Here is a 21361-nt window from a genome sequence, read left to right on the forward strand (position 1 = left end):
AGCCCGTCCTGCCGCAGGGCCGCGGCCGGAGGGGACGTCACAGTGCTGTGCGGGGACGCCACCCGACTCGACGAGGTGGGCGTGCCCGGCCCGTATGACCTGTTCTTCGACCTGAGCTGTTACTGCGGGATTCCACGGCACCGCCGCGACGCCTATGCGGCCGGCCTTACGAAGCGTGCCGCCCCCGGGTGCACGACTGCTGATGTTCGGTTACGGGCCCGAGGCGTTCGGCGACCCGATCTCCGGCGTCACCGCCGACGAACTCAGCGCCAGGTTCGCTGGGTGGCCGTTGGCCGACGTGACACCCGGCACGAACCCGGTCCCGACGTTCTGGTTCACGCTGCACCGCGCCGCCGCCACGGCGTGAGCTCAGCCACACCGAGCGGCTCCGGGCCGCGGTCGAGGAAGCCCTGGAACGCGGTGGGGTTCCGGTGCTGCCGGTCGGCCGGGGACGGGGCGGGTGTCCGTCAGAACCTGTGTCTTCTCCTCGGGTGCGCGTTTGCCCAGGCCAGGAATCGAACATGGCCTGGGTGCGGGGTAGGAGGCCGGGCGAGAGCGGCGAATCGGACGACCCGGGAGGGACGGCCCAGAGCGTTTCCTTTGGGTTACCTCACCGACCGGGCCTTCGTCGGCCGCCAGTTGGAATCGAAGTCGGTTTCGATGGTCCCCCTCACACGGATGATCTCCTGCGGGGCGCACGTGGACGGAGATCAAGTGAATGGATCATCACGGATGACCTGACCATTCCGTGAGAGGTGTTCCATGAGGATCGTCCGAACAACCGGGGCGCGCCGTGCTGTTGCGCTGTCCGCCGTCGCCGTCACGTCACTGCTGTCGCCGTCCGTCACATCCACCGCGTCCGCGTCGAGCGCCGAGGTGCAGACGTTCAAGCACACGGGTGACCACACCTTCACCGTGCCGGAACACGTCAGCCGGATCCACGTCGTGGCCCTGGGCGGCGGCGGAGGCGGCGCGGGCGGTGGCGGCTACAACAACGGGCCCTTGACCGGCGGCGGAGGCGGCGGCGGAGGCGGGGCGGCCTCCGCCTCGTGCACCATCACTGTCACCCCCGGGCAGACGCTCCACCTCACTGTCGGCAAGGGCGGCGTGGGAGGCAAGGCAGCCAAGACCGACACCGGCTGGCTCGGCAAGGATGGGGCCGCCACCACCATCGGCATCGACGGAAGCAAGCTCGTCGCCGCCGACTACGGCGACCGCGGCCACGGCGGCGACGGCTCCGGAACCTTCGGAAGCGGCAATGGCGGCAGCGGCGGAAAGGGCGGCAACCCCAAGAACGGCCTGTGCGAAGGCACCGACCCCAGCCTTCTCGCAGGTCAGAAGGGCGAGGGCGGGGGCGACGGCAGCCGCAACAGCCGGGGCGTCGGAGGCTCGGGCGGCAGGCCCGCGCTGTACCCGGAGACCTGCCGTGGTGCCGGTCTCGGGGGCTACGGAGGCGCTGGCGCCGGCGTCTCCGGCCCGCACGGCCAGCGCGAACTGGCCACCCCGGGCACCAACGGCCACGGCGGCTGCGTGGTCCTGACCTACACCGCGGACGCCCCGGCGTCCTGAGACCGCACCGTCTGCCCGGTGTGCGGCGCGTGTACCGACTCGCCGCACACCGGGGGCCGCAGGCCGTGGGTCGGTGACGGCGGCCCGGCTGCGACGAAGCAGCTGCGTAGGAAGTCGGTGCCTGTGTTCGCAGTGCGGCCGGAGGACGCGGACGAGCCGCATGGTGGCCGCGCCCGATCACGCGGGCCACGAGGTGGAATGCGGCACTTGCGAGGCCGACCGCCAGGCTGCCCGGGACCTTTTCGCCCCGCCCACCGGGGCGGCTTAGCCAGCCGGGTCATGACGGCCGCGATCAGCCATACCCGGAACCCCTGGGTCCGACGATCTTACGAAGGACCGCCTCAGACCCATGCTTGGAAGGTAGGACAAGCTCAGAGGACGTCCTGTTTGATTGGGGGATAGTTCACGGATTGTGCCAGTTTATGGGCGTTTCGCCGGTTGCTCGTTTCGCGAGGTTCGAGATCATCGCGAGACGGATCATGCTCTCGGAGTGGGCGGGTTTGGCCTCATAGTCGCGAGCGAGGCGCCGGTGCGTCCAGGGAGATCGGTGCGCATGTGGGTGGCGAGTTGCCACCCGACGACATCCGTGAGTACACGTCCAGGACGAAGGCGGCGTAGGCCCAGCCCGACCAGGTGCGGATATAGGTGAGGTCGGCGACCCATAGCTGGTTGGGGCGGTGGGCGGTGAAGCGCCGGTTGACCAGGTCCGGTGGCCTGGGGGCGGACGGCTCAGGGATGGTGGTGCGGCGCCGCTGCCCGCGCATCACACCTTCCAGGCCGTCCTCGCGCATCAGCCGCTCGATGGTGCAACGGGCCGCGGTGATGTTCTCGCGCCGCAACTGGCGGTGGATCCGCCGGGCCCCGTAGGTCTCGCCGGGAGCCGCGTGGATGCGGCGGATGTGCTCGGTGAACTGGTCGTCGCGCATTCGCCGGGCGGAGGCGGGGCGCCTGCGGCGTGCGTTGTATGCCGAGACCGACAGGCTCAGTTCCCGGCATACGGGCTCGACCCCGAAGTCGTCGCGGAGGTGGTTGATCACCACGTCGGCCTCGTGCGGGGCTGGTCGAGCTCCTTGGCGAAAAACACCGAGGCGGCTTTCAGGATCTCGTTCGCCCGCCGCAACTCGGCTATCTCTTTGCGGAGTTGGGTCAGCTCGGTTCGCTCGGTGCTGGTCAAGAGATCGGGCCGGCTGCCCTGGTCGGCCTCGGCCCGACGGACCCATCCCCGCAGGGCTTCCTTGTGGATCCCGAGGTCGCGGGCCACATGAGCGACCGGACGCCCCGAGGTCTGGACCTCACGGATCGCTCGCTCACGCAGTTCATCGGGGTACTTGCGTGCTGCAGGCATCAGACCTGTGTTCTCCCATCCGCCGAGGCGATCATGCCTGGCTTCAGGGCCGCTACGAAATCCGGTTCAGCTCAGTCGTCGCAGCCGGGCTTGGGTGACGGGGTCTCGGCCTCTGGATGGGCCGATGCCACGTGCAGGCCGAACAGGGCCGCCGCGCTGGCCCGGCATCCGCCGTCGTGGCGACCAGGAACGCCGGGCCCGGCACGCGATTGCCGGTGTCGACAAGATCAGCAAGCAGCTGGGGCGCTGGCTCACCCTCGCGGCCTGACGCTCCCGGGGCGGTCCCCATAGCCGTATGCGCGGTACGGCGTGTAGAACGCACAGTGCCCGCCTCATAAGCGGGGGCGGGCACTGAGTGTGTGAGTGTCAGACGGTCGGCGAGGCGGAGAAGCTGTAAGACTTCAACCCAGCGCCGTCGTCCTTCCAGTCGATCTGTAGGACGCTGTCACCGAGGTACCGGTAGCCGGACGCGGGCTTGTGCTTCACCGTCGGGCTCGTGTAGGTCGCGTTGCCGTAGCCGTTGAGGCTGTTCATCTTGCCTTCCAGGCCGGGCCCGTATGCGTACTTCACCACGGGGTCCGTCCCGGATACGGACTTCTTGACCTGGATCAGTCCGCGGGTGTTGTAGTTGACGACCTGGTAGCCGGAGAAGCCGGGCGGGCCGTCGATGTTCACGGTGAACTTTGAGTAGATGTAGCTCCCCTCCCGCTTGGCGCAGGTCGTCACCTTGAAGTCGAAGTCGTCCGATATGGCGGTGCTTCCGGGGTGGTCGATGGTCTTGCTCGACGTCGTGCATCGGTAACTGGCGGCCGACGCGGCACCGGTGCCAAGGACCGTGACTCCCGTAACCAGTGCCGCCGTAGCAGCACCAGCAGTCAGGGTGCGCGCGATTCTCATGGATCTCCTTGAGGTCGTGTTCGGCAAGATCATCACGCGCAGTGCGGTGCGCGGGGAGCTCTCGGGCCCAAGGCGGCATGGCGTCAGGACAGCTGTGACTCAGCAAATGCGCGAGGCATCATCACGAGCACGGTAGCCACCCCTGTGAGCCTCGCTATGCGCAGCGCTCGACCATGTGATCGCCCCCCAGATGCAATGATCGGTGGGGCCACCCTATGCAGGCCCTCTTTGCAGTTCGCAACCGGGTTACGGGCAGTTACGCGATGACGATGCCGATCCGGGGCTGCGTATCGCCCACAACACCAGGACGCCCCGCAGGACCTCGCGGACGCGCTGGTCGCCGCTGCGGAAGAGGACTGCGAGGAGTACCGCGACGACTCCACGGTGATCGCCCTGCTCCGCCCGGCCGACTGATCGAGCCGCGCCGGACCTTGGACGTCCGGCGCGACCCCGGCGGCGGGTGACGCCTCCGTACGGGGGTCACCCGTCTGCTCCCGAGGGTGCCCGCCCGCCGGGCGCCCTCGGGCATGGTGTCGCCATGAGTGAGACTTCCTTCACGATCTGGAACGCGGTGGCCAGCTTCGCCGAGGCCCGCTCCACCCGCGGCAAGGTCTTCAGCTTCTCTTTCATGGTCTCCCGCTCGGCCCTGGCCAGCAGCTTCGTGGCAATGAGCACTTCGAGCAGGTCCAGGGCGCCGTCGACCGCGCGGGACGTCAGGTAGACGGTGGTGGCCAGCAGCGTGGCCAGGCGCCGGGAATCACCGTGCCGCTTGAGCAGCGACGCCTTGCCGTCGATGCCGTACCGGGACAGCCCGGCCAGCCGCCGCGGCGGTATCGCGGACACGTCCACCCCGCCCATCCCGAAGGCGGTGATCTCCTCCGCCCGCTCCAGCGCCCACTTCATCTGGGGGCCGGAGATCCGCACCGGGCCCCGCCGCAGCCGGTCCAGCTCCGACACCCGCGCCCCGGGCGACACCGTCAACAGGAAGTCGAGCACCGCCCGCTGGCCGGTGCTCAGCAGGCCGTAGAGGGTGTCCCACAGCCGGTTGTTCGCCGCCTCCCGGATCGTGCCCACCAGACGGGCCAGGCGGGGACGCGGCGCAGCCGCCGGAGCAGCGGCAACGGGAGCAGGGGCAGGGGTCTGGGCGTTCTCGGTTGCAGTCATGACCGCAGCCTCGGATGCCGGATCCGTGGACGGAGACCGCGCGTCGGTCGGGGCGGGCGCACCGGTGAACGTGGCCGGCACCGCAGCATTCTGGACGGGCACGGTCGCGTCGGCCGGTGCGCCCTCATCCGTCTCCGCGCCATCCAGGCCTCCCTGCTCACCCGCGGCGTCCTGCTGCGCTGGTAGTCCGCCGCCCCCGGCCCTGCCGCCCCCGACCGGCTCACCACCTGGCTCACCCCCGGCATCTGCCGCGCCCTGCGCGCCACCGTCTCCACCCACGCCGCCGCCGTCACCCTGCTGTCCCTGCATCTGGCCGCCGCCCCGGACCGCTTCTCCCACCTGCTGTGCCGCAACGTCGACGAGGCGGGCCGCTACCTGTACCTGCCGACCTTCGCCGACCACGCTGTTTACCTCCGCGCCGACTGGGCCCACCGGCTCGACCGCCGCGACGACGAGTGCCCCAGCTACGCCCACACCACCGGCAAAACCGCCCTCTCGCCGTACGCGGCCGCCATCATCGCCGCCCACCTCGCCCACCGCCGCGCGGACGGCGCCGGCACCCGCCGCCGCTTCTTCGCCGACCCGAAGAACCCCGAGCTCGAAGCCTCCGACCGGGCCCTGACCGAAACGGTCCTGCGCACCTGCCGGCGCATCGGCGTCGATCCGCTCTGGCTCCACCGCGGCTCCTGCCAGAGCACACAGCTCGGCGGCGGCCCCGCCCCGCTCACCGACTGGATGGCCGCGCGCCGCCTCAACGTGGAGATCCTCAGCGACCAGGGCGCCGCCCTGTGACCGGCCCCGGCCCCTACAAGCCCCCGCGCTACAAACCCCGCGGCTGGGGAGAGGAACTACGCCGCCGCCAGCACAACGCGGGCATGTCCGCGTGGGAGCTCGCCAACCTCCTCGGCGTCCACGAACACGACATCTCCCTGGACCACCTGCCCAACCAGCCCCTGCACGTCGTCCTCGAACTCGCCCGCCGCCTCGACCTCCACCCCAGCGACCTCACCCCCTACGCCGCAGAGGTCTACAACCACCCCCTCCACTTCGACGCCCAGTTCCCGACCGAGCCCGCCCCCGGCACCGACACGGACGCCGTCGCCATCCTCAACGCCCTCGCCCACGCCGGCCGCCCCGCTCACCGCCGACTTCCTCGCCGAATCCCTCGGCTGGAACCTCGACCGCGTCAGCGACGCCATCGAACGCGCCTGGGCCTACCCCCACCTCGCCGGGCCGTACGCGCTGCGCCGCGCGGCCCCCGCCCACTTCACCCTCACCCCGCGCCTGGACGTCCTCACCGAACGGCAGATGAACTGGGTCCACCCCGCCGACCACACCGAGCCGTGGCGTCACCTGGGCGACTTGCACTACCGGCCGCTCCAGCGCGACGTCCTCAGCAGCCAGGACGCGGCCGTGCTGTTCCAGGCGTCCTACGAGGGCTTCGTCTCCACCGATCCCGAGGAGCCGACCGCGGCCACCGTCGCGGGCCTGCTCGACGCCGGGCTCTTGGTCCACGCCGACGACGGCACCGCCGTCCTGGCCGACGATGTCCGATACGGCCTCCGCCTCACTGACGACGACGTCAGCACCTACTGACACACCTCATGGCAGAACCACTGACATCCAGTGGCAGACTCCGCTGACGTCCCGATGGCAGACGACACCATGTCTGGGGCCACGCCTTCCTGCCCGTCTCACTCTCCGCGCGCGCGGATCATGGGTGAGCTACCATCCGCGCATGCGCGGACAGTTCACCGGCTGGCCGGAGCAGGCCATGGATGTGTTGTGGCAGCTCCAGGGCGAACCGACCCACGCGACCCGCGAGCGCTACCGCGCGGACCGCGAACGCCTGGTCCGGCAGCCGATGATCGCCCTTCTCAACGAGGTCGCGGACACCGACCCCCGGTACGAGGACTTCTCCGTCTGGCACTACCGCACCGACTCCTGGTGGTGGCAGCACCAGGGCGCGGTGATCCGGCTCGGCCGCAAGATCGAGATCGGTCTCCGGTTCTCCCTGGACGGCCTGCGGATCCAGGGCGCCTGGTGGTACCCCGATCCCGGCCAGGTGGACATGTTCCGCAAAGCCGTAGCCTCCGAGGGGAGCGGCCGCGAACTGTCCGCCATCGTCGAGGACGTGCGGAAGAAGGGCTACGACATCTCCGGGGACGTGATGAAACGCCCCCCGCGCGGCTATCCGACAGACCACTCCCGTACGAACCTGCTGCGCCACCGTTCTCTGATCGCCGCGCGTCCCCTCGGCTGCGAGGAGTGGCTGCACACCCCCGAGGCGGTCGACCGGGTCCTCTCGGCCGCCGCCGACCTGGACGCCCTGCTGATGTGGCTGATCCGCCACGTGAAGCGCGCCGCCTGACATCGCGAGGGCGCCGCGCGGCATGGGAGGAACCACGCCCGTGCCGCCTGCCCCCCGCGCTCAGAAGGTGATGCGCACCTTCAGCTTGACTCTGTCGGGGATCTTGGTGTTCTCCGGTGCGACAGCTTGCTCAACGGGCATGCTCGGGTCTGTTCCGAAGGCCGATGCAGTTGTCGAGGTGTGCGTTGTTGCTCCGTCCCCGTTCCGGTGAGCAGGTCCCGTCTCTGACTACGCAGGTTGCTCGGGCGAGTAACCCGGGCGGTACGACGGCGGTGTGGGTGAGAGATCGGCTGGATGGACTGTGGTGCGACGAGGACTTCGTCGACTGGTACCCACGCGACGGGCGTCCGGGCCTCTCGCCTGCTCAACTGGCCACCGTCTGTGTGCTGCAGTTCCTGCTCGGTCTGTCGGACCGGCAGGCAGCCGAGGCGGTGTGCTGCCGCATCGACTTCAAGTACGCCATGGCCATGGAGCTAAACGATTCCGGCTTCCACCACAGCGTGCTGGCCGACTTCCGTGACCGTCTCGCCGAGGGCGAGCGTGCTGACCGCCTTCTCGACCTCGCGCTGGCCCGCCTCAAAGCCGCCGGTCTGGTGCGTGACCTGACACGGCTGGAACTGATCACCGAGGCGGTGCGGGCCGCGCTGGAAGAAGTCGCCGGCACCGCTGGCCACCTGCTGGACGGCCTGGTCGACGAGGAGTGGGGGCGCCGCTACGGCCGACCGGTCCGCCTGGGCAAGAACCCCACCCGGCCCAAGACCAGGATCCTCGCCACCGGCGACGACGCCTTACGGCTCCTGGAACACCTCTACCGGCACGGGGAAAGCCGAGCGTCCGGTCCCCGCGTCCAGGCCCTACGCCAGATCATGGTGCAGAACTACTACCGCGATGCCGCGGGCCGCCTGCTCTGGCGCACCGACGAGGACGGCGGGCCCGGGCTGCCGCCCTCGTCCCGGGCGATCGTCTCTCCCTACGACACCTCAGCCCAGTACGCGCGTCACGGACACATCATCAGCTGGAGGGTTTCTCCGCCCACCTGACCGAGACCTGCGCCCCTGACGGCCTCAACGTGATCACGGACGTGGCCACCACCGCGGCCACCACGCACGACAGCCAGGTCCTGCCCGGCATTCATACCCGGCTGCGGCGCCGCGGCCTGCTGCCCGCCGAGCACCTGGTCGACAGCGGCTACACCTCCCTGGTCCTTCTGGAACAGGCCGCCCGCGAACACCGGGTCACCGTCACCGGACCGCTGCCGGGCAATCCCACCCGCCAGCACCGCCGAGGCGAGGGCTTCGGCCGGGACGACTTCCACATCGACTTCGACCGCCGGCAGGTGACCTGCCGCCAGGGCCAGGTCAGTCGGGGCTGGCACGGCCCCTACCCGACGTCCTCGCCCACCGCGGCCCCACTGATCGTGGCGCGGTTCACCAAGGGCCAGTGCCAACCCTGCCCAGTCCGCACCCAGTGCACCACCTCCCGCGAAAGCGCCCGCAACGTGGGCTTCCCCCGCGGGAACTCCGTGACCTGCAACTCCGCGTCCGCACCGAGCAGCAGACACCCGAGTGGAAGACCCGCTACGCGGTGTGCTCCGGGGTGGAGGGAACCGTCAACGAGTTCGCCCACGGACACGGCATGCGCCGCTGCCGCTATCGAGGCCAGGACAAGGCTCACGTCCAGCACGTCCTGACCGCCATCGCCGTCAACATCGAGCGTCTCAGCGGACAGCCGCCAACCGGGGAAGCGCCCCCACCCCGACAGCCGACCGCCTTCCAGAACTACCTCGATCAGCAAGAGATCCACCGGCCGAAGTCCTGGCGATCCACCAGCAGTTGACCGCAGCGAAGCCAAGATCCCCGACAGAGTCAAGCTAAGGCTGTCCTGGTCCGAGGGTTTCCTGCCTGCACCTTGGCTGGACCTCGACCGGCGGCTAGGTCAGGAGGTGGTCTGCGTTGTCGCGGGCGCACCGTCCAGGGAGTCGAGGAGCTCGCCGAAGGTGGGCTTGGTTTCGTCGTACTCGAAGGTCATGGCGGCGGCGAGAGCCTCCCATCGGCCGGTGCTACGCCCGCAGTGCTCCAGCAGGATCTTCAGCGCGATCTCGGGTTCCTGGCGGGCGAGGACCTCATCGGCGGGGATCTGGCGCAGGTGCTCCAGGGTGTGGTGCCGGGACTTGACCAGGGCCCGGTAGATCTCGGAGCGGGAGAGGATTTCGCCGGCGGCGGGGGAGTCGAGCCAGGACTGCAGGACGGCGGCGGGGTCGGGGTGGTGGGCGAGTTCGTCGTCGCTCAGCAGCCGCAGCACCCCGTCGTCCTCGTCCTCCGGGGCCGGGACGGCGGCCGTCGCCTCCAGGAACCAGGCGGGGCCTTCGACCTTCTCGGCGATCCAGGCCAGTTCGGCGGGGTGCAGCGTGTTCAGGGCGTCGGTGACGGCGGCGTGCGGGGTGTGGGGGTTGGCGGCGAGAGCGGCCAGGGTCTCGGCGCGGCGGTGCTCGGCGTGGCGTTCCAGGAGCCGGGCCGGGCGGTCGTAGTCGGCGGGGAGGCTGTCGTCGACGACGCGGATCAGGGTCCGGCTCGGTGCGGGGGAGATGACGGCCGGCTGGTCCAGGGCGGCGAGCTGGGCGCAGGCGCCCGCGAGGTGGTCGGGGTTGGCGCTCAGGAGGGCCAGGTCATCGGCGAGGCGCCGCACCCGCCCGTCGAACTCGTAGTCGTTCTCCTGCTTCTCGGACAGGTGGAGCAGCTGGCCGCGGACTACCGCCGCGCCGGCGGCCGCGTGCAGCTGCTCGGCGGCGAGGTCGACCAGGCGCGGGTTGGTCTCGACGCGGCGGGCGATGTGGTGAAGGGTCCTGCGGGCCGTCACCTGCGGGTTGGGCAGTGCGGCCAGCTCGGGCAGGCACAACGCGGGCAGGCACGCCCGCAGCAGATCCTCGCTGAGAGCGGGGGCCGGCTCGTCTGCGGGGAGGTCTTCGCCGGGGTCCTCCTCGCCGGGCAGGTAGCCGACGGCGTTGGTCCGGGCGTCTTCCGCGGCCTGGATCTCGGCCTGGTCCAGGAGCAGGTGCTGGACGGCCGCCTTGAGCGTGGGGTGCGCGGCGAGTTCCGCCCACCGCTCGGGACACCGGGCCAGCATCGCCCAGCCGCTGCGGCCTCCCAGTTCCAGCGACCAGTCCTTCGGATACGCGGACACGGCCTCCCAGCCCTCTTCGGGTTCCGGGAGGAGCAGGTACGCGGCGAGCGGGGTCAGGCACGCCTCGAGGACGGCGTCGAACAGCGCCTGCGGCACCGGCGGGGGCGGGGCGGCCCCTTCGGTGCGGGTGTACTGGTCGGGATCCCAGTCCCGTACGACCCGCTCCACTTCGTGGTCGGCGAGGCGCGGCAGGAGCGCGACCGCCGCATCGACCTGGCCGGGGTGCCGGGCCAGAGCGGCGACCAGCCCGGCCCACAGGCGGCGGTGTCGCAGGATGGCGGGCACGTCGTCGACGCTCACCGTGCCTTCGGCTGCCAGGGCGGCCAGCAGCTTCTCGTCACCGTGGACCAGGAGCCGGCCCCGCAGCCGCTTGGCCGACGTCCGCGCCAGCAGCGCCGGAAGCGCGGCCTTGAGGGCTTCCTCCCGCCACTGGTCAGCCCGGGAGTCGAAGCCGTCCGAACACATCGCCGGGGCGCACAGGGCCTCGATCACCGTCTTGAGGGCTTCCCTGGGAAGGTCCTCGCTCATCGCGAGATCCCGCCACAGCGGGTACGTACGGGCATTGACCATCCCCGGGGATCCCCTCCCACGCCTGACCCGGCGTCACCGCCCGGTCGCCATCCGTCCACCGACCGTACGGTGCACCCGGGCCCGAGCGGGCCGCGATCCAAGAACTTGCCTCACCCTCGTTGGCGATGAACTGGTGGCCGTTGGTGATCCCGATGTAGGCGACCCCGTGCTGGTACGGCACTAGCGATCCTCAAGCGCCCGGACATACCTTCCGCGGCAGGAGCCCGGACCGTTATCCGGCGGCGAAAGGCTCGGTCCTGCCTGAATCAACTCGTCATCCGAGGTGAGACCCCTGAGCGCGGCTCCAACAGCCTCGATACCCGCCACCGTCGACACGACTGCTGAAGCCGCCGTGCCCAGCCGGTGGCGGCGGATCGCCGTCCTCGGCTTCCTGACCGTGCTCGCCGACGGCTTCGACACCAACGCCCTCACCTTTGTGGTGCCGAAGATGGCCAAGGAGTGGGGGCTGAAGTCCTCGGCATTCACTCCGGCGCTGGTCGCCACCCATGTCGGTGTGGTGATCGGCTACGTCCTTCTGGGCAGGCTGGTCAACCGGTTCGGCCGCAAGCCGGTGATCATCTCCGGCACCACGATCTTCGCGGTGGGCTCGGCGCTCACCGTGCTGGCCGACTCGATTGCGGTACTCACCGTGCTGCGCCTCTTCACGGCCCTCGGCCTCGGCGTGGTGCTGCCCGCCTCCATCTCGCTCGCGACGGACCACGCGCCGCATGGGCGGCGGGAATCGGTCGGCGTCATGGTCGTGATCGGAATCGCCATCGGCAACATGGTGGCGGGCGGCGCCGGAGTCAAGCTGATCGCCGCCTACGGCTGGACCGCGATCTTCTGGCTGGGCGCGGCCCTGCCGACGCTGCTGCTGCCGCTGCTCATCTGGGGACTGCCCCGCACCGCTCCCGTCCCGTCCGGCGTCAGAGCGGCGGCCGGGCAGTCCGGTTCCGGCGAGAAGGCCGCCACGGTCGGCAGGCTCTTCCAGGGCGGCCTGGCCGTGCCGACGGCGCTGCTGTGGTCCTTTGCCTTCCTGGTCTTCATGAGCGGCTATGCACTCTCCACCTGGATTCCCACGCTGCTCAACACCAGCTTCGGGTTCAGCGAAGAGCAGGCACCGATGGGAACGGTCGCGCTGGGTGTCGGCGGTGTGCTCGGAAGTCTGGCGCTGATCCCGCTGTCGACCCGGGTCCGTACGGTCCTCCTGGTGGCCGGTGGGGCGCTGATCGGCAGCGCCTTCGTGACCGTCACCGCGCTCTCGGGCGCCGTGGGCACGGTCCTGCTGGTCCTGCTGGCCATCGGCTCCTCCGGAACCGTCCCCGGCGTTCTCGGCCAGGCGGCTGTGGCGGTGGGGCTGTACCCGGCGTCGGCCCGTACCACCGGCGTCGCCTGGGCCGCCGCCATCGGCCGAGTCGGCTCGATCGTCGGCCCGGCCGTGATCGGTGCACTCCTGGCGGCGGACGTCTCCGGCCGCGACGTGCTGCTCATTGCGGCGGTGCCGATGGCGGCGGCCGCGGTCGTCGCCGTCCTCCTCGCCCGCCGCACCGCCAGCGCCGCAGAGCCCCAGGACTGACCGGCCTCACTACGCCCACGCCTGCAGGCGGCATATGCCGGTTCGGCGGAGCCTGGAACCGTTTCATGACACCGCCCGTTCTCATCTGTTAGGACAAGGTGTCGACCAGCGTGCCCACAACTACGGAATGCGAACTCGCCGCCACGCGGGGCCGGGGCGTAGGCGCGTCCGTCGTCGGGATCAGAGTCAACTTCTTGCGAGATCAAGGCCTCCTGCCTCTGCCTACATACCGGACGCAGGGTCCGGTCTAGCGAGGAGGAGACCTTGTGACTATCGCCATGGGGTCCGAGATGATTGAGGCGTCCCCCGGAGTGTGGACACAGGGGCTCATGCCGCGATTGAGAGTTTAGCTGCTTGCAGATGCTGCTGTTCGAACTCCACTGGTGAGAGGTAGTTGAGGGCACTGTGGCGTCTGCGGGCGTTGTAGTAGGTCAGCCACTGGAAGATTTCCAGCCTCGCGTGACGCACCGTCGAGAACAGCCTTTGGTGCATCGTCTCCCTCTTGAGCCCCTGCCAGAACGACTCGGCGAGGGCGTTGTCGTAACTCGAGCCGATCCGGCCCATGCTCCTGCGGATCCCGAAACCGTCGCAGACCTGTGCGAACGCGGCAGCGGTGTACTGCGAGCCCCTGTCCGCATGAAAGATCACGCCGTCCACGTTGCCGCCGCGGGCCGCCATTGCCATCTTGAGGGCGTCGATGACCAGCTCGGCCCGCATATGGGTGGCCATCGAGTAGCCGAGCACTCGGCGTGAGCAGACGTCCAGGACGCAGGCGAGATACAGCCACGACCCGCCGACCTGCACATACGTGATGTCACCGCACCACTTCTCGTCCAGCCGCCCGGCGGAGAAGTCACGTTGGACGAGGTCCGGGGCAGGCGGTGCGAGGCGGTCCGGGACCGTGGTGCGTTTACGGCGCCGCAGATGGAGGCCCTCCAGGCCGTGCTTGCGCATGAGCCGCTCGACGCGCTTGCGGTTCACCGTGTGTCCGAAGCCCCGCAGCTCAGCATGGACACGCCGCACTCCGTACGTTCCCTTGTGGTCGGTGTGGATCTCGCGGAATTCCGCGGCCAGGGCATCGTCGGCGGCCTGCCGCACCTGCCGGGCCTTCGCGCTGGCGATCCACCGGTAGAAGCCCGAGCGCGAGACCTGAAGCACCCGGCATATCCGCTGCACGCCGAAGTCGCCCCGGTTGTCGGAGATGAAGCCCCAGCGGAGGGTCATGCCCTCATCTCCTTCGCGAAATATTGGGCCGCCCGGCGCAGGATCTCCCGCTCGAGTTCCCACTCCTTCTCCGCCTTGCGCAGCCGGCCATTCTCCGCCCGCAGCCTTGCCAGTTCTTCATCCCTGCCCTCGGCGACCGGCTCATCGCGGTTGCCGCGGCCCGCCAGCTCATCGTCCTGGCGCACCCAACTGCGCAGCGTCTCGCCGGTCACCCCAACATCCGCCGCCACCGCCGCATACGTGCGCTTGCCACCCGCCGCGCGGTACAGCGCGACGGCATCGTTCCTGAACTCCGCCGGATACGGAGACTTCCGTCCCACCAGGACACCCTTCCTCGGATCTGCAAGATCCATTGTCAGAGTGTCCACACCACCGGGGTCGCCTCAGATGCCCTGGGACTGCCAGGGCGGACGGACGGCGAGTTCGCGCAGTCCCATGAGGCGTTCGGTGCGGGCGCCTTCGGGGACCTGGTCGAGCAGGCCGGGGCCGAACCAGTACGCCCGAACGGCGCGGACGCCGTCGCCGCCGTGACGGGGGCCGCCGACACCGCCCGGGAACGCACCACTCAGCACCTGCTCACGATGCGGCTGGAGCATCTGCGCGAGCAGTCCGCCGCCCGCACTGAGACGGACGCGGCCTTCGCGCCCGGATCGCCTTCTCCGACTCCGCCGCGAAGCAACTGGACTCCCTCAACAGCGAGGCCGAGCTGCAGGCCCTGGACCGCGCCCTGGTCGTCATCTCCGTCGACCCCGACGCCCGGCGGTGATCCGCCCGCGCCGGCCGTGAGCCGCGCGGGCCCAGGGGGCGGGGCCCGCGCGCGTCGTCAGTCCGTCAGCTGTCGTGCCGCGCCCGGCGACGGCGTACGACGAGGACGGTGCCCGCGACGACCGCTGCGGCGGCCGCGCCCGCGATCGGGAGTGTGGCGGAGGAGCCGGTCGCCGCGAGGGCGCCGCCGGTCGTGGCCGAACCGGCACCGCCGGCCGACGACGACCCGCCCGTCGAGCCCGTCGAGCCGGTGGAACCGCCGCTTGACCCGCCGGTCGAGCCGGAGCCACCGTCCGGGCCGCCGGTCGTACCGCCCGTCGCGCCTGGCTCCCCGCCGGTGACCTCCACCGTGATGGGGGCCGTGTCGTTGGCCTTGTCGGGGTCGAACGGCAGCTTCCTGTTGCTCAGCGCCACCGAGCCCTTGGCGCCCGCCACCTTCTTGTCGATCTTCAACTTGAAGGTGAAGGTCGCCGTCTCCAGGTGTTCCTGCGGGCGGGTCGTGAGGCCGCAGTTGTACACCTTGCCCTTGGCCTTGCAGTAGAAGTCGGGCTTGACGACCGACGTTCCGGCGGGGAGCGTGACCAGGACAGAGGTCCACGGAGTTCCCGGCTTCGACCAGACCCAGCCAGGGCCGGTATTGGTGAAAGTCACCTTCATCGTCACCGTGTCGCCGGTCTTCCCCCGCAACGCCGCGCCCGTCACCTCGTAGTCGGCCGTATTGACCGACGTGACGGGCACCCTGAACCGGTCCGTGGACCCCGCGCCCCCGGTCGGCGACTCGACCAGTTCGATCTCCGGTGCGGTGCCCGGAAACGGAGTGCTGTTCTCGTCCGGTGGCGGCTCGTAATCCGTGACGGTCACCCACATCTCGTCGTCGAAGGCGTGCTTCTCCGCCTTGACGGCGAACGGCTTCTGGGGCGTGTAGGCGACGCCCGGCTTCACCGCCTGGTCGAACGCGCATATCGCGATCCACCGCTCGGGCATCTCATCGTACGCACCGACGTACTGCTTCTGGCAGTTGGAGGGAACCTCCGGGAAGGCGAGACCCCGGGTGGCGGTGTACTTGATCCACACCTTCTCGACGGTCGTGGTGCCCTTGTTCACCACGGTGACCGGCAGATCGACCGGGCTCCCCGGTTTCACTCCGGTGATCGGCTTGATGTCTCCAAGGACCAGGGAGGGCGGAGCCTCGTCGCCCACGGCGGCGGGAGCGGCGCCCAGCGCGACAAGCCCGGCGGCACCGAGGGTGGCGACGGCGGAACGGGAGACACGGCGTCGGTACGGGGGGTTCGGCATTGACGGAATCCTCTGTCGGGACATCGCTGAATGGAAGGCGTCTTTCAGGAGAACGGCACGTGCAACCCCTAGACACATACCGGCCCCGAACAGTTGCACGTGTCGTGCCGGACCCGGACGGCGGGGACGGCCCGTGGGCGGCCATCCCCGCCCTGTTTCCGGGTTTCGGGCCCGGCGTGGCTTCGCAGGCCGCGCTGTCGCGCGCGGTCCGACAAGTACGTCTCCAGCAGCGCGTTGCTCGAGAAGATCACCTGCGGGCGCCGTGCAGCCTCGTTCGGACCGGGCATGGACGCCCGTACCGCGGCACTCATTCGCCGGGCGGATACGGGACCGGCATCTGAGTCAACTGCCCCCTCGGACCAGTGCGCCGGGCTGGCACCCCGTACGGGGTTCCAGCCCGGCCGGCACCCTTCTCTGCCGTTACGGGTCAGGCGCCGCGGGCGGGGGCGTGGTCGAAGAACCGGTTCCCGGTGTCGATACGGATCTCCCGTACGCCGGGGTAGGGGCGGGGGAGGGGATCGTTGGTCGCGGCGATGACCTGGCAGGCGTAGCCGTCGGGGGAGGTGTCGTCGGTGATCTCGATCAGGCTGCCGCCGGGCAGGTCGTAGCCGCGGCCGATCTCCTCCTGCCCCACCGTCTGGTCATCCAGCTCGCAGACCTTCCGGGTCCGCACCCGGCCGCCATCTGCCTCGTGGTACTGGTGGAAGCTGATGCTGCGGCTCTCGGTCGCGGCCACCACCTTGACCGGGATGGTGACCAGCCCGAAGCTGATGGCGCCGGACCAGATGGGGCGGGGCATGGCAGACCTCCGTGACAGTCCCGAGGCGTCCGGCGTCCGGCGTCCGGCGTCCGGCAGTCCGGACCTCGCCGACACGCCCGACAACCGTCCGGCGTCACGCGCCCGCGTCCAGCACCGCCCGTACGTCCCTCACCACGTCCGCCGCGGCCTCCACCGCCTCCGCGTCCAGCGCTTTCAGCGCCCCCGCGACCCGGTCCGCGAAGTCCGGCGGGGTGTCCGGGAGGGCGGCGGCTGTCGCCGCCGCGCCCTTCTCGTTGAGGCACCAGACCCGGTGGTGGGCGAGCAGGGCCTGCACGAGAACGCCGAACGCCCGCGACAGGCACAGCGACACATGGAGCGCGTCGCCCCTGCCCACCGACTTGCGGGCCGACCCGACCGAGAAGGTCGCCTCCCAGGCCGCCCCGGTCAGCGCCGTGCGCAGGCGCTCCGGATATGTCCGCGCCGCGGCCCGCAGAGCCGTCAACTCGCCTGCCGGATCGGCCAGTACGCGGCACAGGGCGACCTCCCCGGCGTACGCGGGCGACCAGAAGCCCAGCGGGTGGCCGGGCTGCGTCCCGACCTCGAAACGGCCCTCCGCGCAGTCGGCCAGGACCCGCTCCACCCGGTCGAGATCCCGCAGGATCCAGTCCACCGCGACACCGTCCACCGACAGCCAGGCGCCGCCGTTCACCCAGGGGCCCCAGCCGCCGGGGCCGGCGACCTCCACCGGCGCGCCCGTCACCTCGGCGGCCAGCGCCGCCAGCGCCGGTACGTCGACCTCGCCGCGGTAGTAGACACCCAGGTCCCAGTCGGAGTCCGGGCGGTGCGTGCCCCTGGCGCGGCTGCCGCCCAGCGCCACGGCGCGAACCCCGCGCACGCCCGTGAGCCGGGCCGCCATCGCCTCGATCGTCCCGTTCACCGTGTCGTTCACCGTCTCGTTCACCGCCCCTTCGCCGTCGCGGACAGTACCCGGGCACGGGCTGTCGGTGCCCGGGAATATCCTGGAGGTTCTTGGCCGTCGGCTACAAAGGAGTCCGAAGGTGACGTCGATGCTCGATGCCGTCGTCGTGGGGGCGGGACCGAACGGGCTGACCGCCGCGGTCGAACTGGCCCGGCGTGGCTTCTCGGTGGCCGTGTTCGAGGCCAGGGACACCGTGGGCGGGGGCGCCAGGACGGAAGAGCTCACGCTCCCCGGCTTCCGGCACGACCCCTGTTCCGCCGTGCACCCCTTGGGCGTCGGCTCGCCCGTCTTCAAGACCATGCCCCTGGAGCGGTACGGGCTCGACTGGCTGCACCCCGGACTGCCCATGGCGCACCCCTTCGACGACGGCACGGCGGCTGTGCTGTCCCGCTCCGTCGCCGAGACGGCCGCGTCGTTCGGGCCGCGCGACGCCGGCGCGTACCGCCGTCTGGTCGCCCCCTTCCTCGGCCGCTGGGACACGCTCGCCAAGGACTTCATGTCCCTGCCGCTGACCGCCCTGCCGCGCGACCCCGTCACCCTCGCCCGGTTCGGTCTGGCCGGACTGCCGCCCTCCACCTGGCTGATGCGCCGCTTCCACGACGACAAGGCGCGGGCCCTGTTCGCCGGGCTCGTCGCCCATGTCATCGCCCCGCTGGGCGGGATCGCCACCGGCGCCGTGGGCCTGATCTTCGCCCTCGCCGCGCACGCGGGCGGCTGGCCGCTGCCGCGCGGCGGCTCCCAGTCGATCTCCGACGCCCTGACCGCGTACCTCCGCGATCTGGGCGGTTCGGTCCACACCGGATACGAGGTCAAGCGGCTGGACGACCTGCCGCCGGCCCGCGCGTACGTCTTCGACACCTCGCCGACCGCCCTCGCCCGGATCGCGGGCCTCGGGAGGGTGTACGACGGCTATCGCTACGGCGCGAGCGTCTTCAAGATCGACTACGCGCTGGACGGACCCGTGCCCTGGATGGCCGAGGAGCCCCGCCGGGCCGGCACCGTCCAGATCGGCCCCAGCAGCCGGGAGATCGGCACCGCGCTGCGCCAGGCCGCCGGCGGAGAGGCGCCAGGCACCCCGTTCCTGATCTGCGCCCAGCCCAGCCTGGTCGACCCGTCCCGGGCGCCCGAGGGCAAGCATGTCTTCTGGACGTACGGCCATGTCCCGAACAGCTGGGACGGGGACCTCACCGACGCGATCGAGCGGCAGATCGAGCGCTTCGCGCCCGGCTTCCGTGACCGCGTCCTGGCCCGCGCCACCGCCGGACCGCCCGAGCTGGCCGCCCGTAACGCCAACTATGTCGGCGGCGACATCGCCTGCGGCGCCGCCTCGGGCCTTCAGCTGCTTCTGCGCCCCAAGATCTCGCTGTTCCCGTACACCACCTCGCATCCCGCCGTCTTCCTCTGCTCCTCCGCGACCCCGCCGGGAGCCGGTGTCCACGGGATGTCCGGACACAACGCGGCGAAGGCCGTATGGCGACGACTGCGCGAGACACACACATGATTCGGGTCGCACGCGCGGCCGGAGCGCCTCCCGTCCACCCGCCCCGCCGGCCGGACGGCCCGGTCCGGCGGGCCGAAGGCTGATGTCGTTTTCCTGCCAGCCCGGAGGTCTCGCATGCCCGATGCTTGAGGCATGTACACCGACACCGAGCGTTGTGTGCGGGCCGTCCAGTCCAAGGACGCGCGGTTCGACGGCTGGTTCTTCACCGCAGTCCTGACCACCCGGATCTACTGCCGGCCCAGCTGTCCGGTCGTGCCGCCCAAGGCCGAGAACATGACCTTCTACCCGAGCGCGGCCGCCTGCCAGCAGGCCGGCTTCCGCGCCTGCAAGCGGTGCCGCCCGGACACCAGCCCCGGTTCCCCGGAGTGGAACGCCCGCGCCGACACCGTCGCCCGCGCGATGCGGCTCATCCAGGACGGGGTCGTCGACCGCGAGGGCGTCCCGGGCCTCGCGGGACGCCTCGGCTACTCCGCCCGCCAGATCGAACGGCAGCTCCTCGCCGAGCTGGGCGCGGGCCCGCTCGCACTGGCCCGCGCCCAGCGGGCCCAGACCGCCCGGCTGCTCATCGAGACGACCGGGCTGCCGATGGCCGAGGTCGCCTTCGCGGCGGGCTTCGCCTCCATCCGGTCCTTCAACGACACCGTCCGTGAGGTCTTCGCGCTGGCGCCGAGCGAGCTGCGCGCACGCGCCGCGCGCGCGGCCTCCCGCGCCAGGCGCGGTGCGGAGCAGCCCGCCACCCCCGGAGTGATCTCGCTGCGGCTGCCGTTCCGCGCGCCCCTCAACCCGGACAACCTCTTCGGGCACCTGGCCGCGACCGCGGTGCCGGGTGTCGAGGAGTGGCGGGACGGCGCGTACCGGCGCACCCTCGCGCTGCCGTACGGCCATGGCATCGTCGCCCTCAGCCCGCGCCCCGACCACATCGCGTGCCGGCTCTCCCTCACCGACCCGCGCGATCTCACGCTCGCCATCAGCAGCTGCCGCCGGCTGCTCGACCTGGACGCGGATCCGGTGGCCGTCGACGAGCAGCTGCGCGGCGACCCGCTGCTGACCCCGCTGGTCGACAAGGCGCCGGGGCGGCGGGTGCCCCGTACCGTCGACGCCGCCGAGTTCGCCGTACGCGCCGTGCTCGGTCAGCAGGTGTCCACCGCGGCGGCCAGGACGCACGCGGCCCGGCTGGTCGTCGCGCACGGCGTGCCCGTCGACGATCCCGAGGGCGGACTCACCCATCTCTTCCCGGACTCCGACGCGCTGGCCGCGCTCGACCCGGAGGCGCTGGCCCTGCCGCGCAGCCGGCGCACCACCCTGACCACGCTCGTCGCGGCCCTCGCCGACGGCTCACTGCGGCTCGGGACCGACAGTGACTGGGAGGAGGCGCGGGCGCGGCTCACCGCCCTGCCCGGGTTCGGACCGTGGACGGTCGAGGTGATCGCGATGCGCGGGCTCGGTGACCCCGACGCGTTCCTGCCGACCGATCTCGGCATCCGCCGGGCCGCCGGCGGACTCGGCCTGCCGTCCACCCCCGCCGCGCTCACCGCGCGCGCCGCCGCCTGGCGGCCCTGGCGTGCCTACGCCGTCCAGTATCTGTGGGCCACCGAAGACCATGCCATCAACCACCTGCCCGCGTAACCACCTGCCCGCGTAAGGATGTTCGCCGTGTTCAGACAGCACACCGTGATCGACAGTCCGTACGGACCACTGACCCTCGTCGCCACCGAGGGGGTGCTCAGCGGCCTCTACATGGTGGAACAGCGCCACCGTCCGCCGGAGGAGACCTTCGGCGAGCCCGACCCCCGGCCGTTCGGTGAGACGACGCGTCAGCTCGCCGCGTACTTCGACGGTGAGCTGACGGACTTCGAGCTGCCGATGCGGCTGGACGGCACCCCGTTCCAGCTCCGCGTCTGGGAGGAGCTCAGGAAGATCCCGTACGGCGAGACCCGCTCGTACGGCGAACTGGCCGTGACCCTCGGCAAGCCGGGCGCCTCGCGGGCGGTCGGGCTGGCCAACGGCAAGAACCCGATCGGCATCATCGTGCCGTGCCACCGGGTCATCGGCTCCACGGGCAGCCTCACCGGCTACGGCGGCGGACTCGACCGCAAGCAGCGGCTGCTGCGCTTCGAGGGCGCGACGGCCGACGTCCCGGCCGCCGCCACCCTCTTCTGACCCC

Annotated in this window: 21 protein-coding genes and 3 pseudogenes; 11 read left to right on the forward strand and 13 right to left on the reverse strand. The window is 70.9% G+C overall.

Features of this window, described 5'->3' with window-relative positions; all coding sequences use genetic code 11:
• The first annotated feature begins 202 nt into the window (after positions 1-202).
• Together ACZ6MZ_RS10285 and ACZ6MZ_RS10290 are read left to right on the forward strand one after the other, a co-directional pair.
• Positions 203-367 (forward strand): hypothetical protein, encoded by a 165-nt coding sequence (locus tag ACZ6MZ_RS10285; protein WP_469350985.1) that lies wholly within the window; start codon positions 203-205, stop codon positions 365-367.
• Between the two features lie 395 nt (positions 368-762).
• Entirely contained in the window at positions 763-1569 is an 807-nt protein-coding gene (locus ACZ6MZ_RS10290) for a glycine-rich domain-containing protein (protein ID WP_389793078.1), read from the forward strand.
• Between the two features lie 403 nt (positions 1570-1972).
• On the opposite strand, the pseudogene ACZ6MZ_RS10295 reads toward ACZ6MZ_RS10290, so the two are convergent.
• From ACZ6MZ_RS10295 to ACZ6MZ_RS10305, 3 genes and pseudogenes are all read right to left on the reverse strand, one after another.
• Positions 1973-2101 (reverse strand): annotated as a pseudogene (locus tag ACZ6MZ_RS10295) (IS5 family transposase); the annotation flags it as partial.
• Positions 2076-2495, reverse strand: coding sequence for an IS3 family transposase (locus ACZ6MZ_RS10300; RefSeq protein ID WP_389793092.1), 420 nt, complete (start codon positions 2493-2495; stop codon positions 2076-2078). The gene ACZ6MZ_RS10300 and the pseudogene ACZ6MZ_RS10295, both read right to left, overlap by 26 nt.
• Before the next feature lie 107 nt (positions 2496-2602).
• On the reverse strand, positions 2603-2914 hold the full coding sequence (locus ACZ6MZ_RS10305; RefSeq protein ID WP_389793080.1) for a transposase: 312 nt from the start codon (positions 2912-2914) through the stop codon (positions 2603-2605).
• 124 nt (positions 2915-3038) lie between these two features.
• Here ACZ6MZ_RS10305 and ACZ6MZ_RS10310 point away from each other — a divergent pair, with 124 nt between their 5' ends.
• Entirely contained in the window at positions 3039-3182 is a 144-nt protein-coding gene (locus tag ACZ6MZ_RS10310; RefSeq protein WP_389793082.1) for a hypothetical protein, read from the forward strand.
• 98 nt (positions 3183-3280) lie between these two features.
• On the opposite strand, the gene ACZ6MZ_RS10315 is transcribed toward ACZ6MZ_RS10310, so the two are convergent.
• The 3 genes and pseudogenes from ACZ6MZ_RS10315 to ACZ6MZ_RS10325 all read right to left on the reverse strand — a co-directional run bounded on the left by ACZ6MZ_RS10315 (position 3281) and on the right by ACZ6MZ_RS10325 (position 6174).
• Positions 3281-3811, reverse strand: a complete 531-nt coding sequence (locus ACZ6MZ_RS10315; RefSeq protein WP_389793084.1) for a hypothetical protein — start codon at positions 3809-3811, stop codon at positions 3281-3283.
• A 555-nt stretch (positions 3812-4366) separates the two neighbouring features.
• Positions 4367-4897, reverse strand: a pseudogene (locus tag ACZ6MZ_RS10320) (Tn3 family transposase); the annotation flags it as partial.
• 926 nt (positions 4898-5823) lie between these two features.
• Positions 5824-6174, reverse strand: coding sequence for a hypothetical protein (locus ACZ6MZ_RS10325; RefSeq protein WP_389793087.1), 351 nt, complete (start codon positions 6172-6174; stop codon positions 5824-5826).
• 109 nt (positions 6175-6283) lie between these two features.
• On the opposite strand from ACZ6MZ_RS10325, the gene ACZ6MZ_RS10330 reads away from it, so the two are divergent.
• The 3 genes from ACZ6MZ_RS10330 to ACZ6MZ_RS10340 all read left to right on the forward strand — a co-directional run bounded on the left by ACZ6MZ_RS10330 (position 6284) and on the right by ACZ6MZ_RS10340 (position 8386).
• Positions 6284-6571: a hypothetical protein gene (locus ACZ6MZ_RS10330; RefSeq protein WP_389793090.1), complete on the forward strand. Its 288-nt coding sequence runs from the start codon at positions 6284-6286 to the stop codon at positions 6569-6571.
• Between the two features lie 142 nt (positions 6572-6713).
• Entirely contained in the window at positions 6714-7346 is a 633-nt protein-coding gene (locus ACZ6MZ_RS10335) for a DUF2461 family protein (protein WP_469350989.1), read from the forward strand.
• Between the two features lie 278 nt (positions 7347-7624).
• A complete protein-coding gene (locus ACZ6MZ_RS10340) occupies positions 7625-8386 on the forward strand; it encodes a transposase (protein WP_389784799.1) in 762 nt (253 codons plus the stop codon).
• Here ACZ6MZ_RS10340 and ACZ6MZ_RS10345 read toward each other — a convergent pair.
• Positions 8344-8721, reverse strand: coding sequence for a hypothetical protein (locus ACZ6MZ_RS10345; protein ID WP_389784800.1), 378 nt, complete (start codon positions 8719-8721; stop codon positions 8344-8346). The genes ACZ6MZ_RS10340 and ACZ6MZ_RS10345 overlap by 43 nt on opposite strands.
• Before the next feature lie 92 nt (positions 8722-8813).
• On the opposite strand from ACZ6MZ_RS10345, the gene ACZ6MZ_RS10350 reads away from it, so the two are divergent.
• Complete coding sequence (locus ACZ6MZ_RS10350; RefSeq protein ID WP_469350991.1) at positions 8814-9182, forward strand: transposase; 369 nt, start codon at positions 8814-8816, stop codon at positions 9180-9182.
• A 99-nt stretch (positions 9183-9281) separates the two neighbouring features.
• Here the strand turns inward: ACZ6MZ_RS10350 and ACZ6MZ_RS10355 are convergent, their stop codons facing one another.
• Positions 9282-11096: a hypothetical protein gene (locus ACZ6MZ_RS10355; RefSeq protein ID WP_469350993.1), complete on the reverse strand. Its 1815-nt coding sequence runs from the start codon at positions 11094-11096 to the stop codon at positions 9282-9284.
• A 352-nt stretch (positions 11097-11448) separates the two neighbouring features.
• Between ACZ6MZ_RS10355 and ACZ6MZ_RS10360 the strand changes: the two genes are divergently transcribed.
• The gene (locus ACZ6MZ_RS10360) at positions 11449-12672 is read left to right on the forward strand and encodes an MFS transporter (protein ID WP_384186197.1); all 1224 of its coding nucleotides are present in this window, start codon (positions 11449-11451) and stop codon (positions 12670-12672) included.
• 327 nt (positions 12673-12999) lie between these two features.
• Here the strand turns inward: ACZ6MZ_RS10360 and ACZ6MZ_RS10365 are convergent.
• The 5 genes and pseudogenes from ACZ6MZ_RS10365 to ACZ6MZ_RS10385 all read right to left on the reverse strand — a co-directional run bounded on the left by ACZ6MZ_RS10365 (position 13000) and on the right by ACZ6MZ_RS10385 (position 17633).
• Positions 13000-14216, reverse strand: a protein-coding gene (locus ACZ6MZ_RS10365; RefSeq protein WP_469351134.1) for an IS3 family transposase whose coding sequence is annotated in 2 segments (ribosomal slippage) — positions 13000-13964 and positions 13964-14216 — 1218 coding nt in all. Because the reading frame shifts where the segments join, the coding sequence is not laid out codon by codon here.
• A 63-nt stretch (positions 14217-14279) separates the two neighbouring features.
• Positions 14280-14492 (reverse strand): hypothetical protein, encoded by a 213-nt coding sequence (locus tag ACZ6MZ_RS10370; RefSeq protein ID WP_469350995.1) that lies wholly within the window; start codon positions 14490-14492, stop codon positions 14280-14282.
• A gap of 235 nt (positions 14493-14727) precedes the next feature.
• Complete coding sequence (locus tag ACZ6MZ_RS10375) at positions 14728-15957, reverse strand: hypothetical protein (protein ID WP_469350996.1); 1230 nt, start codon at positions 15955-15957, stop codon at positions 14728-14730.
• A gap of 565 nt (positions 15958-16522) precedes the next feature.
• Positions 16523-16756, reverse strand: a pseudogene (locus ACZ6MZ_RS10380) (Ku protein); the annotation flags it as partial.
• Positions 16757-16850: 94 nt separating this feature from the next.
• Positions 16851-17633 (reverse strand): nucleotidyltransferase domain-containing protein, encoded by a 783-nt coding sequence (locus ACZ6MZ_RS10385; protein WP_469351136.1) that lies wholly within the window; start codon positions 17631-17633, stop codon positions 16851-16853.
• A 142-nt stretch (positions 17634-17775) separates the two neighbouring features.
• Here ACZ6MZ_RS10385 and ACZ6MZ_RS10390 point away from each other — a divergent pair, with 142 nt between their 5' ends.
• The 3 genes from ACZ6MZ_RS10390 to ACZ6MZ_RS10400 all read left to right on the forward strand — a co-directional run bounded on the left by ACZ6MZ_RS10390 (position 17776) and on the right by ACZ6MZ_RS10400 (position 21357).
• Complete coding sequence (locus ACZ6MZ_RS10390) at positions 17776-19197, forward strand: phytoene desaturase family protein (RefSeq protein WP_469350998.1); 1422 nt, start codon at positions 17776-17778, stop codon at positions 19195-19197.
• A 132-nt stretch (positions 19198-19329) separates the two neighbouring features.
• Positions 19330-20823 (forward strand): DNA-3-methyladenine glycosylase 2 family protein, encoded by a 1494-nt coding sequence (locus ACZ6MZ_RS10395; RefSeq protein WP_469351000.1) that lies wholly within the window; start codon positions 19330-19332, stop codon positions 20821-20823.
• Between the two features lie 18 nt (positions 20824-20841).
• A complete protein-coding gene (locus ACZ6MZ_RS10400) occupies positions 20842-21357 on the forward strand; it encodes a methylated-DNA--[protein]-cysteine S-methyltransferase (RefSeq protein WP_469351001.1) in 516 nt (171 codons plus the stop codon).
• Positions 21358-21361 lie beyond the last annotated feature (4 nt).

This window comes from Streptomyces sp. NPDC042201 (genome assembly GCF_055582185.1).

Bases quoted from the DNA above. Each gene is read 5' to 3' on its own strand.
- ACZ6MZ_RS10285 (WP_469350985.1), top strand. From the start codon at position 203: ATGTTCGGTTACGGGCCCGAGGCGTTCGGCGACCCGATCTCCGGCGTC.
- ACZ6MZ_RS10290 (WP_389793078.1), top strand. From the start codon at position 763: ATGAGGATCGTCCGAACAACCGGGGCGCGCCGTGCTGTTGCGCTGTCC.
- ACZ6MZ_RS10300 (WP_389793092.1), bottom strand. From the start codon at position 2,495: ATGCGCGACGACCAGTTCACCGAGCACATCCGCCGCATCCACGCGGCT.
- ACZ6MZ_RS10305 (WP_389793080.1), bottom strand. From the start codon at position 2,914: ATGCCTGCAGCACGCAAGTACCCCGATGAACTGCGTGAGCGAGCGATC.
- ACZ6MZ_RS10310 (WP_389793082.1), top strand. From the start codon at position 3,039: ATGCCACGTGCAGGCCGAACAGGGCCGCCGCGCTGGCCCGGCATCCGC.
- ACZ6MZ_RS10315 (WP_389793084.1), bottom strand. From the start codon at position 3,811: ATGAGAATCGCGCGCACCCTGACTGCTGGTGCTGCTACGGCGGCACTG.
- ACZ6MZ_RS10325 (WP_389793087.1), bottom strand. From the start codon at position 6,174: ATGGCGTCGCTGACGCGGTCGAGGTTCCAGCCGAGGGATTCGGCGAGG.
- ACZ6MZ_RS10330 (WP_389793090.1), top strand. From the start codon at position 6,284: ATGAACTGGGTCCACCCCGCCGACCACACCGAGCCGTGGCGTCACCTG.
- ACZ6MZ_RS10335 (WP_469350989.1), top strand. From the start codon at position 6,714: ATGCGCGGACAGTTCACCGGCTGGCCGGAGCAGGCCATGGATGTGTTG.
- ACZ6MZ_RS10355 (WP_469350993.1), bottom strand. From the start codon at position 11,096: ATGGTCAATGCCCGTACGTACCCGCTGTGGCGGGATCTCGCGATGAGC.
- ACZ6MZ_RS10370 (WP_469350995.1), bottom strand. From the start codon at position 14,492: ATGCTCCAGCCGCATCGTGAGCAGGTGCTGAGTGGTGCGTTCCCGGGC.
- ACZ6MZ_RS10375 (WP_469350996.1), bottom strand. From the start codon at position 15,957: ATGCCGAACCCCCCGTACCGACGCCGTGTCTCCCGTTCCGCCGTCGCC.
- ACZ6MZ_RS10385 (WP_469351136.1), bottom strand. From the start codon at position 17,633: ATGGCGGCCCGGCTCACGGGCGTGCGCGGGGTTCGCGCCGTGGCGCTG.
- ACZ6MZ_RS10395 (WP_469351000.1), top strand. From the start codon at position 19,330: ATGTACACCGACACCGAGCGTTGTGTGCGGGCCGTCCAGTCCAAGGAC.
- ACZ6MZ_RS10400 (WP_469351001.1), top strand. From the start codon at position 20,842: ATGTTCGCCGTGTTCAGACAGCACACCGTGATCGACAGTCCGTACGGA.